The organism is Streptomyces sp. NPDC047081, assembly GCF_040643775.1.
Lineage (GTDB): Bacteria > Actinomycetota > Actinomycetes > Streptomycetales > Streptomycetaceae > Streptomyces.
Genome location: NZ_JBEYUY010000006.1, coordinates 23,779 through 35,316, shown reverse-complemented (window position 1 = coordinate 35,316; position 11,538 = coordinate 23,779). Strand labels below are relative to the sequence as shown.

General features: G+C 71.8%; 8 protein-coding genes. 6 read left to right on the top strand and 2 right to left on the bottom strand.

The features are described 5' to 3' along the window. Positions 1-16 precede the first annotated feature (16 nt). Positions 17-1,585, top strand: a complete 1,569-nt coding sequence (locus ABZ848_RS13030; protein WP_360829935.1) for a serine/threonine-protein kinase — start codon at positions 17-19, stop codon at positions 1,583-1,585. On the opposite strand, the gene ABZ848_RS13025 is transcribed toward ABZ848_RS13030, so the two are convergent. Beyond that, positions 1,554-2,453, bottom strand: a complete 900-nt coding sequence (locus tag ABZ848_RS13025) for an AraC family transcriptional regulator (RefSeq protein ID WP_360829932.1) — start codon at positions 2,451-2,453, stop codon at positions 1,554-1,556. The two genes, ABZ848_RS13030 and ABZ848_RS13025, sit on opposite strands and share 32 nt — an antisense overlap. A 72-nt stretch (positions 2,454-2,525) precedes the next feature. Between ABZ848_RS13025 and ABZ848_RS13020 the strand changes: the two genes are divergently transcribed. The 4 genes from ABZ848_RS13020 to ABZ848_RS13005 all read left to right on the top strand — a co-directional run bounded on the left by ABZ848_RS13020 (position 2,526) and on the right by ABZ848_RS13005 (position 8,840). Next, positions 2,526-3,431 (top strand): MBL fold metallo-hydrolase, encoded by a 906-nt coding sequence (locus ABZ848_RS13020; protein WP_360829929.1) that lies wholly within the window; start codon positions 2,526-2,528, stop codon positions 3,429-3,431. Between the two features lie 46 nt (positions 3,432-3,477). Then, positions 3,478-5,301, top strand: a complete 1,824-nt coding sequence (locus ABZ848_RS13015) for a protein kinase (protein ID WP_360829926.1) — start codon at positions 3,478-3,480, stop codon at positions 5,299-5,301. A 137-nt stretch (positions 5,302-5,438) separates the two neighbouring features. Next, positions 5,439-7,052 carry a succinic semialdehyde dehydrogenase gene (locus ABZ848_RS13010; RefSeq protein WP_360829923.1) on the top strand — a complete coding sequence of 538 codons (1,614 nt, stop codon included), beginning with the start codon at positions 5,439-5,441 and terminating at the stop codon, positions 7,050-7,052. Positions 7,053-7,064: 12 nt separating this feature from the next. Continuing rightward, positions 7,065-8,840, top strand: coding sequence for a GMC family oxidoreductase (locus ABZ848_RS13005; protein WP_360829920.1), 1,776 nt, complete (start codon positions 7,065-7,067; stop codon positions 8,838-8,840). Between the two features lie 100 nt (positions 8,841-8,940). Here ABZ848_RS13005 and ABZ848_RS13000 read toward each other — a convergent pair whose 3' ends face one another. Further along, positions 8,941-9,999 (bottom strand): LAETG motif-containing sortase-dependent surface protein, encoded by a 1,059-nt coding sequence (locus ABZ848_RS13000; RefSeq protein WP_360829917.1) that lies wholly within the window; start codon positions 9,997-9,999, stop codon positions 8,941-8,943. Positions 10,000-10,196: 197 nt separating this feature from the next. Between ABZ848_RS13000 and ABZ848_RS12995 the strand changes: the two genes are divergently transcribed. Further along, positions 10,197-11,336, top strand: coding sequence for a hypothetical protein (locus ABZ848_RS12995; RefSeq protein ID WP_360829914.1), 1,140 nt, complete (start codon positions 10,197-10,199; stop codon positions 11,334-11,336). Positions 11,337-11,538: the final 202 nt, after the last annotated feature.

Below are 11,538 nucleotides of genomic sequence, written 5' to 3'. Positions count from 1 at the left end.
CGATAAGGATGGACCCATGAGCAGTAGCGGGGGACATGGCACCCAGCCCGAAGACACGACGAGTTTTGTCCTGCAACCACCGCAGCCGCAGATCCCACGGCCCCAGCAGGATCCTGGTGCCGGACGGCTGATCGCGGGCCGTTACCGGCTGTTGTCGAAGCTCGGGCACGGCGGTATGGGCACGGTGTGGCGGGCCAAGGACGAGACGGTGGACCGTGAGGTCGCCGTCAAAGAGCCCAGGATCCCGGACCATCTTCCCGAACGCGAACGCGCCAACGTCTTCGAGCGGATGCGGCGCGAGGCACGGGCCGCGGCCCGCCTCGACCACCCGGCCGTCGTGAACGTCCACGACGTGGCCGTGGTCGACGGCCAGCCGTGGATCGTCATGGAGCTGGTGCAGGGGCGTTCGCTGGGCTACGCGTTGCAGGAGGGCACGCTGGGCGCGCGCGAGGCCGCGCGCATCGGCCTGGAGGTGCTGGGCGCGCTGGAGGCCGCGCACGCGGCGGGCATCCTGCACCGGGACGTCAAGCCGGACAACGTCCTGCTCGGCCGCCACGACCGGGTCGTCCTCACCGACTTCGGCATCGCCCAGATCGAGGGCGAGACGAACCTGACGGACACCGGCAACTTCGTCGGCTCGCCCGAATACATCGCCCCCGAGCGGGTGTTGGGCCAGCGCCCGGGCCCGGCCTCGGACCTGTGGTCGCTCGGCGTGGTCCTGTACGCGGCGACGGAGGGCGTCTCCCCGTTCCGCCGCAGCAACACCCCGGCCACCCTCCAGTCGGTCCTCAACGCCACGCCCGCGGCGCCGGCTTCGGTGCCGGGCCCGCTCGCCGAGGTGATCACCGGCCTGCTCCAGAAGGACCCCGCCCATCGGCCCAACGCGGCCCAGGTGAGAGCCCTGTTGACCGAGACGGTGAACCCACCGGCACCGGCGCCCACACAGGTCGTCCAGGTGGTACGACGGGGTGTCACCCTCGGCCGCAAGGCGTGGCTCGGCATCGGCGCGGGGGTGGTCGCGGCGGCGCTGGCGGCGTACCTGCTGATCGCCGATCCCTTCGCGGGGACGCTGCCCGACGGCTGGAAGACCAAGGACCTCGGCACGAAGGTCGGGTCGACCATCGGTATGCCCGCGGGCTTCGTGAAGGGCAAGCTGCCCACCGGCACCGACGGCACGACCGCGTCCTTCCAGGACCCGAGCGGTGCGGTCTGGATCACCGTCGACCGCGACATCAAGGCCGACGACAAGAGCAACGAGATCCAGGACACCGCTGCGGCCCGGGCCTTCGCGGAGTGGGCGACGCTCAAGGACGGCGAGTACTCCTGGGGCATCGCCGACAAGCCGGCCCCGAAGGGGGAACCGAAGGAGACCACCTACGAGGGCCGCAAAGCCGCCGAGAACACCATCGACTACAACTACACCGACGACGAGCAGCGGCGCGAGGCCCAGGTCCGCTACTACCGCAACAGCCAAGGCGACATGTACCGCCTGTGGATCGACTACCCGGCCAAGGGCTACTTCACGGACGAGGGCCGCCAGATCGCCGCGAAGGTCATCGCGAACTGGAAGATCCACCAGCTCTGAACCTGCCCGGCGTCACCCCGAACTCCCGGCTGAACGCATGGGACAGCGCATACGGCGTCCCGTACCCCGCCTCCCTGGCCACCGCCGCCAGCGGGGCGTCCGTGTCCCGCAGCCGGGTCGCCGCCAGGGTCAGCCGCCACCAGGTCAGGTAGGCCATCGGCGGGCGGCCGACCAGGACCGTGAAACGGCGGGCCAGGGTCGCCCGGGACACGCCCGCCTCCGCCGCGAGCCGGTCGTTGGTCCAGGGCGCCGCCGGGTCCGAGTGCAGGGCGCGCAGGGCCGCCGTCGTCACCGGGTCGCTCAGGACCGCCGGCCAGGAACCGGTCGCCGACTCCGTCATCCACGCCCGCACCATGTAGATCAGCAGCAGGTCGAGCAGGCTCGGCAGGGCCAGGCAGGCACCCGGCCGCCGTTCGTCGACCTCGCGCGCCAACAGGTCCACGGCGGACCGGAGTTCGGGGTGCGCGCCGACCCGGTTCGGCAGATGGACGACCTGCGGCAGCTCCGCCAGCAGCGGGTGCACCCGGGTGTGGTCCAGGCGGTACTTCCCGCACAGCAGCTCCACCTCCCGCCCGCCGCCCGCCGGCCGGGTCATCTCCTCGAACGGCACCGCCCGCGCCGTGTCCCCGGGAGCGTCCGCGAGCACATGCCCCGCCCCGTGCGGCAGCAGTACGACGTCCCCCGCGCCCAGCGTCACCGGCTCGCCGCCCCCGTCGGGCACCAGCCAGCAGCCGCCCGCGAGCACGACGTGGAACCCGGCACCCTCGTAGGGCGCCAGCCGGGTGCACCAGCTGCCGCCGACCCGCAGCCGGTTGGAGGAGGGCTGCCCGATGCGTACGGCGGAGATCGCGTCACTGACCACGTCCATGAGACGTAAGCGTATCGAATTGAGCCGAGCAGGCATTGGGATGCGCACGGCAGCGCTTCTAGTGTTCGGGGCATGGCTGATGACAACGCACAGAGCTTCGTGATCGGTGACGTCGAGGTGCTCCGGGTCGTGGAGTGGCAGGCGGCCTACGCCCCCGCCCGCGACCTCGTCCCGGGCGTCGGGCCCGAGGTGTGGGAGGGCAACCGGCAGGTGCTGACCCCGGACCACTGGGAGCCCGGCAGCGACCGTGCCGTGGTGGCCCTGCAGACCTGGGTGCTGCGCAGCGGCGGGCGGACCGTGCTGGTGGACACCGGGGTGGGCCACGGGCGGGAGCGGCCGGGCAACCCGCTCTTCCACCGGCAGCAGGGCGACGGGCTGCTCAACCGCCTGGAGCGGGCCGGCGTGCGGCCCGAGGACGTCGACGTCGTGGTCAACACCCACATCCACGGAGACCACGTCGGCTGGAACACCCATGACGTGAACGGCGGTTGGGCGCCCGCCTTCCCCAACGCCGAGTACCTCCTGCCCGCCGACGACGACCACCACTTCGGCCCGGACGGCGGCTACGGCGGCGGTGTCCGCCCCGACGACAAGCTGACCTACGAGGACAGCATCGAGCCCGTGCACCGGTCCGGGCAGGCCGTGCTGTGGGAGGGCGAGCACCGCATCGACGCCCACCTCGCCCTGGAGCCCGCGCCCGGCCACACCCCCGGCTCGTCCGTCCTGCGCGTCGCCTCGCGCGGCGAACGGGCCGTGTTCGTCGGCGACTTGCTGCACAGCCCGGTCCAGATCCTGCACCCCGAGTGCAGCAGCTGCTTCTGCCTGGACCCGGCGCAGGCGGCCACCAGTCGCCGACGGGTGCTGGAACGGGCCGTCGACCAGGGCGAGTTGGTGATCCCCGCGCACTTCGGCGGCTCGGGTGTCGTGGAGGTACGGCGGGCCGGGGACGCGCTCGCCTTCGCCAATCGGACCCTGTAGCCGAGCCGCGTCGACAAGTCCCCGTTCCGCACGGTACTGATGGGGCATGAGTGCTGGCGGCGAACAGGCGCGCGAGGACCGGTTGCTCGGCGGGCGTTACCGGCTGACCGAGCGCATCGGCTCCGGCGGCATGGGCACCGTCTGGCAGGCGTACGACGAACTCGTCGGCCGGGACGTCGCCGTCAAGCAGCCGTGGCTGCCCGGCGACCCGGAGGACGAGCAGCGCCGACGGGCCGCGAGCCGCCTCCACCGCGAGGCCCGCGCCGCCGCCCGCGTCGACCATCCGGCCGCCGTGTCCATCCATGACGTGGTCGTGGACGACGACGGACTCCCCTGGATCGTCATGGAGTTGATCCGCGGCGAGTCCCTGCACGAGGTCCTCCGGCGCGGGCCGGTCGACACCGCGGAGGCCGCGCGCATCGGCCTGGCGGTGCTCGGCGCCCTGCACGCCGCGCACACCGTCGGGATCGTCCACCGCGACGTCAAGCCGGCCAACGTCCTCCTCGGCCCGCACGGCCGCGTCGTCCTCACCGACTTCGGCATCGCCCACGTCCAGGGCGAGGAATCCCTCACGATGAGCGGGGAGTTCGTCGGCTCCCTGGAGTTCGTCGCACCGGAACGGATGTCGGGACGCAGCAGCGCCGGTCCGGCGTCCGACCTGTGGTCCCTGGGCGTGCTCCTCTACGCCGCCGTGGAGGGGGCTTCCCCCTTCAGGCGTACGACGGTCGAGTCCACGCTCGCCGCCGTCATCGCCGCGGAGCCGCCCGAGCCGAGACAGGCCGGCCCGCTCGGGCCGCTGATCGCACGGCTGCTGGTGAAGGAGCCCGAGCGGCGGCCCGGCGCGCAGGAGTGCGCGGCCGTGCTGGAGGCGGTGGCGGAGGGGCGGCCGGTACCGGGCGCCGACGGCGCGGTTGCCGAGACCCAGGACAGCGCCGGGCTGCGGGAACTCGGGGACGACGTGGGGACCGCACGACTGGCGGCGGGAGCGGGGTCGGAGGCTGGGGCCGCGGAGTCGGCGGGAGAGCCGAACGCCGAGCCGGCGCGGGAGCCGAACGCTGAACCGGTGCAGAAGCCGCACGCCGGGCTGGCGCGGGAGCCGCACGCTGAGCCGGCACAGAAGTCGAACGCCGAACCCGCCCAGGAGCCGCCCGTCGAGCCCGGGACGGTGAGCGCGGCCGGAGTGGTGGACGAGCCCGCGATCGCCACCGCGACCGCGAGTGTCCCGCGTGCCCCCAAGCCTGCCCTCCGCCTCCGCCCCGTCCCCCTGGCCGCGATCGCCGCCCTGCTCGTCGCCGGGACCTGGCTCGGCGCGTCCCACTTCTCCGCGTCCGGCGGCGAGGGCGCAAACGTCAGCCGGCGGACCGCCACCCTCACCGAGGCGCCCGCCCGGGAGGAGAGCGGCAACGCCGTGACCTGGACCGCCCGCCGGGAGCCGGGCATGGACGCCGTCCTCTATCTGCCCAAGCAGTACCGGTGGCTCTACCAGGTCGGCGAGGCCGGCGACCCCTCCCGGCTGAGCGTCTACAGCCACGGTACCGACTCGGTCATCGGGGTCCTGTTCACCGAGTGGACGAAGGCGCCCGCCGCGCCGATGGCCGAGGCGAAGCAGACCCCGATCGGCATGGAGGGGCACGAGCGGAGCGCCGGCCAGTACACCGCGACCACCTTCCACGGCGACCAGGCCGCGCTGTCCGACGTCACCTACGACCCCGACGACAAGCCGGTCCGCGTACTCCGGCTGGTCGTCCGTACCGCCGACGACCGGATGTACCAGCTCCAGGTGCAGATGCCCAAGGGCACCCCGGACGAGAAGAAGGGCACCGCCCTCTTCAAGGGCGCGCGTGACCGGCTCGTGATCGGAAGAAGCTGAACCACCCGGGGCCGTACCCTCACAACGGCCTGATCAGCGCAAACCTTGCCAGTGACCACTGGCGTCGTGTGTGTACTCGGTGAAGCCGCGTTACCGACGGGTACCCAAAGCCTCCGCTCCGGCATACCCTGCGCCTCATGACGGAAGCGCATGCCGAGACCAAGGCCGGCACCAACCCCCTCGCCCCCGCCCCCGAAGGCGCCCGCACCGCCGCCGACGTGGTCACCCCCGAGCTGGTCGCCCAGCTCACCAAGGGCGTGGTCGGCTCCGGCCGCACCGCCAACCACACGCCGTTCACCGGCGAGAAGCTGGCCGACCTGCCGGAGTCCACGCCCGAGGACGTGGCCAAGGCCTTCGACGCGGCCCGCAAGGCGCAGTCCGTCTGGGCGCAGACGCCGGTACGGCAGCGCGCGGCCGTCCTGCTCCGCTTCCACGACCTGGTCCTGGAGCGCCAGGCCGAGGTCCTCGACCTCATCCAGCTGGAGACCGGCAAGGCCCGGCTGCACGCCCACGAGGAGGTCCAGGCCGTCGCGGTCGCGGCCCGCCATTACGGCCGTAAAGCCCCCGCCTATCTGCGGCCCAAGCGGCACGCGGGCGCCATGCCGACGCTGACGAAGGTCACCGAACTGCGCCACCCGCGCGGTGTGGTGGGCCAGATCGCCCCCTGGAACTACCCTCTGGAGCTGTCGGTCGGCGACGCCATCCCGGCCTTCGTCGCGGGCAACGCGGTCGTCATGAAGCCGGACACCGAGACCTGCCTGACCGCCCTGTGGGCCCGCGACCTCCTCATCGAGGCGGGGCTCCCCGCCGACGTCTTCCAGGTCGTCCTCGGCGAGGGCCCGGTCGTCGGCCCGGAAGTCGTCAAGCACGCCGACTACGTCTCCTTCACCGGCTCGACCCGCACCGGCCGCGAGGTCGCGCAGGGCGCCGCGGCCCGCCTGGTCGGCGTCTCCCTCGAACTCGGCGGCAAGAACGCGATGCTGGTGCTGGACGACGCCGACATCGAGAAGGCCGCCGCGGGCGCGGTCCGCGCCTGCTTCTCCTCCGCGGGCCAACTCTGCGTCTCCATCGAGCGGTTGTACGTCCACGAGTCGATCGCCGACGCCTTCCTGGACCGCTTCGCCGCCCGCACCAAGGCCATGCGCCTGGGCACCTCCCTCGCGTACGGCGCCGACATGGGCTCGCTGGTGGGGGAGCGGCAGCTGGAGACGGTCACCCGGCACGTCGAGGAGGCCGTCGCCAAGGGCGCGAAGGTGATCGCCGGCGGGGTCGCCCGCCCGGACGTCGGCCCGTACTTCTTCGAGCCGACCATCCTCGACGGCGTGACCGAGCCGATGGCCGTCTGCTCCGAGGAGACCTTCGGTCCGGTCGTCTCCATCTACCGCTTCAAGACCGACGACGAGGCCGTCGAGCTCGCCAACTCGACGCCGTACGGACTGAATTCCTCGGTCTGGACGAAGGACGGCAAGCGGGGCCGCGAGATCGCCGCCCGCGTCCGCGCCGGCACGGTCAACGTCAACGAGGGCTACGCCCCCGCCTACGGCAGCGTCCAGTCCCCGATGGGCGGCATGAAGGACTCCGGCCTCGGCCGCCGCCACGGCTCCGAGGGCATCCTCAAGTACACGGAGGCCCAGACGGTGGCCCAGCAGCGGCTGCTGCCGATGGCGCCCTCGCTCGGCATGGACGACGAGAAGTACGCCCAGTTCATGAGCCGCAGCCTGAGGCTGATGAAGGCATTCCGGTTCCGGTAGAGGAGAGTGCGCGTGAGCAATGACGCTTACGACTACGACGTCATCGTTGTCGGATCCGGCTTCGGCGGTTCGGTGACCGCCCTGCGCCTCACCGAGAAGGGCTACCGCGTAGGTGTCCTGGAAGCCGGCCGCCGCTTCACCCGCGAGACCCTCCCCAAGAACTCCTGGGACCTGAAGAACTACCTCTGGGCGCCGAAGCTCGGCATGTACGGCATCCAGCGCATCCACCTGCTGGGCAACGTCATGGTCCTGGCCGGCGCGGGCGTCGGCGGCGGCTCGCTCAACTACGCCAACACCCTCTACGTACCACCGAAGCCGTTCTTCGACGACCCGCAGTGGCGGGACATCACGGACTGGCAGGAGGAGTTGAAGCCGTACTACGACCAGGCGCAGCGCATGCTCGGCGTACGGCTCAACCCGACGATGACCCCGTCCGACGTACACCTCAAGGCGGCGGCCGAGAAGATGGGCGTCGGCGACACCTTCCACCTGGCCCCCGTCGGCGTGTTCTTCGGGGACGGCAAGGACGCGGAGGGGAAGGCGAAGGCGGCGCCCGGCGGGCAGGTTGCCGACCCCTACTTCGGCGGCGCGGGCCCGGACCGCAAGGCCTGTACCGAGTGCGGCGAGTGCATGACCGGCTGCCGGCACGGCGCCAAGAACACCCTGAACGAGAACTACCTCTACCTCGCCGAGAACGCGGGCGCGGTCGTGCACCCGCTGACGACGGTCGTGTCGGTGACGGACGACTCGCAGGGCGGCTACGCGGTCGCGACCCTGCCGACGGACGAGAAGAAGAAGGGCGAGGGCCGTACCTTCAAGGCCCGCCGCGTGGTGCTCGCCGCCGGTACCTACGGCACCCAGACCCTGCTGCACCGCATGAAGGCGGGCGGCCAACTGCCGTACATCTCTGACAAGTTGGGCGAGCTGACCCGCACCAACTCGGAGGCCCTCGTCGGCGCGCAGACCGACAACCGGCGCTACCGCAAGGCGACCGGCGAGGCGAAGGTCGACTTCACGCGCGGTGTCGCCATCACCTCGTCGATCCACCCGGACGAGAACACCCACATCGAGCCGGTCCGCTACGGCAAGGGCTCCAACTCGATGGGCAGCCTCTCCATCCTCCAAGTGCCGTACGCGGAAGGCTCGTCGAGGGTGCTGGGCTGGCTCACGAACGCGGCCCGGCACCCCCTGCTCGTGCTGCGCTCCCTGTCCAACCGCCGCTGGTCGGAGAAGACCATCATCGGCCTGGTCATGCAGTCGCTGGACAACTCCCTGACGACGTACCTGAAACCGGACGGCGTGGGCAAGGGCCTGCTCACCGCGCGGCAGGGCCACGGCGCCCCCAACCCCAAGCAGATCAGGGCGGCTTCGGAGAGCGCCACCGCCATCGCCGCCGACATCAACGGCTTCGCGGGCTCCAACGTCGGCGAGCTGATGGGCACCCCGCTCACCGCCCACTTCCTCGGCGGCTGCCCCATCGGCTCCTCCCGCGAGAACGGCGTCATCGACCCGTACCACCGCCTCTACGGCCACCCCGGCATCTCGGTCGTCGACGGCGCCGCGGTCTCGGCCAACCTGGGCGTGAACCCGTCCCTCACGATCACCGCGCAGGCCGAGCGCGCGATGTCGTACTGGCCCAACAAGGGGGAGGCGGACCCGCGTCCGGCGCAGGGGGCGGCGTACGAGCGGCTGCAGCCGGTCGAGCCGAAGACACCGGCGGTCCCGGCGGAGGCGTTCGGCGCGCTGAAGCTGCCGTTCCTGGGGATGCCGACGGTGCCGAAGAAGTAGCCGTTCCGGACGGACGAGAAGGACCCGCACCCCCCTCCGAGTGCGGGTCCTTCTGTTTCTTTCAGCAGGTCTGTTTCTTCGAGCAGATCCGTGGGGCGGGTTACGCGCTCGCCCCGGTCTTGCGCCGGCGCACCACGAACACCGCGCCGCCGCCCAGCGCGACCGCTATCCCGCCGGTCAGGGCGATCACCGGCAGCGCGGAGCTGGAGCCGGTCTCGGCGAGGCTGCCGGTGGCGTCGACGTCGCTCACGTCCTCCAGCGGCTTCATGCCGCCGGTCTGCGGCTTGGCGTCGTCCGGGTTCCCGGCGTCGGAGCCGGCGGCCAGGATGTCGAAGAAGTAGATCCAGCCGTTCGGGTCGTCGGCGACCCAGCAGCCCTCCTCGTCCTGGTACTCGGCGAGCCCGCCGGTCAGACCGAGCGAGTCGGGCACCTTGCCGCTGACCTTCAGCCGCAGCTGGTACGAGACCGACTGGCCGCCGCTGAGCGAGAACGCCGGGAAGGTGCCGCCCTCGCCCGCCGCGTCCGCGATGGTCTGCCAGGTCTTGGAGGACTTGTCGAAGACCTGGACCTGGATCTCGCCGGAGTAGTCCTTCTCGTCCTCCCAGCCGATCGCGGCGACGCCGATGAGCGGCTTGATGTCCTTGATCTCCTCGTCGCCCTTGTTGGAGACGTTGAAGGAGAACGCGGTCCAGCCGCTGCCGGCGACGATCGTCTCGGGCAGGCCCGACAGACCGCTCTTCAGGTCGGCGCTGAGCTCGGCGGTGCTGTCGCCGTTGTCGTCGACGCACAGCTCGCCGCCGTCCGCCGGAGCGGTCTCGCTCGCGCTCGGCGTCGGGGTGGCGGAGGTGGTGCTGCTCTCGTCGGCGGCCGGGGTGGTGTCGTCCGCCGCGGGAGTGGTCTCGTCCGAGCCAGGCGTGGTGTCGTCCGCCGCCGGGGTGGTGTCGTCCGCCGCGGGCGTGGTGTCGTCGGCGGCCGGGGTGGTGTCGTCCGCCGCGGGGGTGCTGTCGTCCGCGGCCGGAGTGCTCTCGTCGGCGGCGGGGCTGCTCGTGGACGTGTCCGGAGTCTCGTCCGTCGCGAACGCGACGGGGGCGGACAGCAGGGCGAGTGGAGCGAGTACCGCGGTCGCGGCGGCCACACCCATGGCACGGCGAAGCTTCATGAAGACCTCAAGGAGTCCAGTGTGGAGGGCTCCGCGTGTGGGGCGCGGGTGTGGCCCTTGGTTCGCATGGTTGGATCCGTAACACCTGTGAATGGTTGTGCTCCGACTAACAGATTTTTTATGTGCGCCAAGTCACGTACGCTCTGCTGCTCGACAGGCGACTCACAGTTCGAGTGACGCAGAAAGGTGCCGGCGCCGTGCCCGACAGACCGTCCGACGAGCCGAGACCGGGTTCCGGCGAGGAGCCCTCCATACCCGACGACGTATGGGACAAGTTCCTCAAGGACACCGAGGCGGGGATCGGCTCCGCCCCCAAGGAACCCTCCGCCCGCGCCCGCATGGTCACCGAGCGACTGCGGCAGCAGGACGCCCGCGGCGAACGCCCCGAGAACTGGCGCGCCGGCGCCGCCACCCGCCCGGAGCGGCGCCGCCGCCGTGTCTGGCCGGTGCTCGGCGTCCTCCTCGCCGCGGCGGTCGCCGTAGTGGCCGTGAAGCCGTCGGTCATCCCCGGCGACCCCTTCGGCACGAAGGACGACACCTCCGCCGCCCAAGCCTCGCCGCTCCCGCCGGAGACCGCGGCCCCCACCGCCCCGCCCTCGTCACCCGACCCCGACATTCCCACCCTCGCCCGGCCGTTCGCGGGTTCCCCGGCCGAGCGCTGGGCCGACGGCGCGGCCGGCATCGTCCTGCCGAAGGCCACCCCGGTCGGCACGTTGTCCAAAGCCCAGGTCGAGCAGGCCCTGCAGCAGACCCGAACCCTCCTGGTCGACGCGAACCTCAACTCGGCCACCCTGCGCGGCGAACGCCCCGGCACCGCGCTCGGCGTGATCGAACCCAAGCAGACGGACCTGCTCACGCGACTCGACACGTCGCTGAGCAAACCGGACGAAAAGCACGACCCGCTCTCGATGTTCAGCCGCTTCGACCCGACGGAGATCAAGCTCGTCGGCGATGTCGTCAAGACCCGCGGCCGCATCACCTTCAAGGCCGGCGAGCAGTCGTCGGTCGCCGTGCACGCCGACTACACCTTCGTCTACCCGGTCGTCCGCGCCGGCGGCTCGAAGGAGGTCACCCGCACCATCGTCCGCCGCATCCTCGACGTCCAGCTGTCCGACCCGACCCGCTACCAGGTCACCCCGGGCAAGATCACCATCCGCCGCTACGACCGCGACATCGGCAACTCCGCCTGCGACGTCTACGACGGCTATCTGCACCCCGAGTTCACCTCGGACACCCCGACCGGCGCCGCCCCGTCGGGGCCGACGACGGACCCGTACGACCGGAGCAAGGGCATCGACGGCCAGGCGAAGGGCTGCGGGACGGTGTCCCGGGTCTGAGACGCGCTTCCGGATCGACATCGACGCAAGCGAAGGGCCCCGCGGAACCTGGCCGCGGGGCCCTTCTCCGTCAGCACCGACGTCAGGGCAGCGCCGGTGCCTGGGAGCGGCGCCGGGGGGTTGCGCCGCTTGTCTCGTGTGCCCTTGTGTGCCCTGGGTCGCCGCCCCGGCGCGCGTGGGGCGCGCGGATGGTCTGTACCTC

Excerpts from the sequence above, each read along its gene's own strand:
- ABZ848_RS13000 (WP_360829917.1), bottom strand. The coding sequence starts at position 9,999 with ATGAAGCTTCGCCGTGCCATGGGTGTGGCCGCCGCGACCGCGGTACTC.
- ABZ848_RS13020 (WP_360829929.1), top strand. The coding sequence starts at position 2,526 with ATGGCTGATGACAACGCACAGAGCTTCGTGATCGGTGACGTCGAGGTG.
- ABZ848_RS13025 (WP_360829932.1), bottom strand. The coding sequence starts at position 2,453 with ATGGACGTGGTCAGTGACGCGATCTCCGCCGTACGCATCGGGCAGCCC.
- ABZ848_RS13010 (WP_360829923.1), top strand. The coding sequence starts at position 5,439 with ATGACGGAAGCGCATGCCGAGACCAAGGCCGGCACCAACCCCCTCGCC.
- ABZ848_RS13015 (WP_360829926.1), top strand. The coding sequence starts at position 3,478 with ATGAGTGCTGGCGGCGAACAGGCGCGCGAGGACCGGTTGCTCGGCGGG.
- ABZ848_RS13030 (WP_360829935.1), top strand. The coding sequence starts at position 17 with ATGAGCAGTAGCGGGGGACATGGCACCCAGCCCGAAGACACGACGAGT.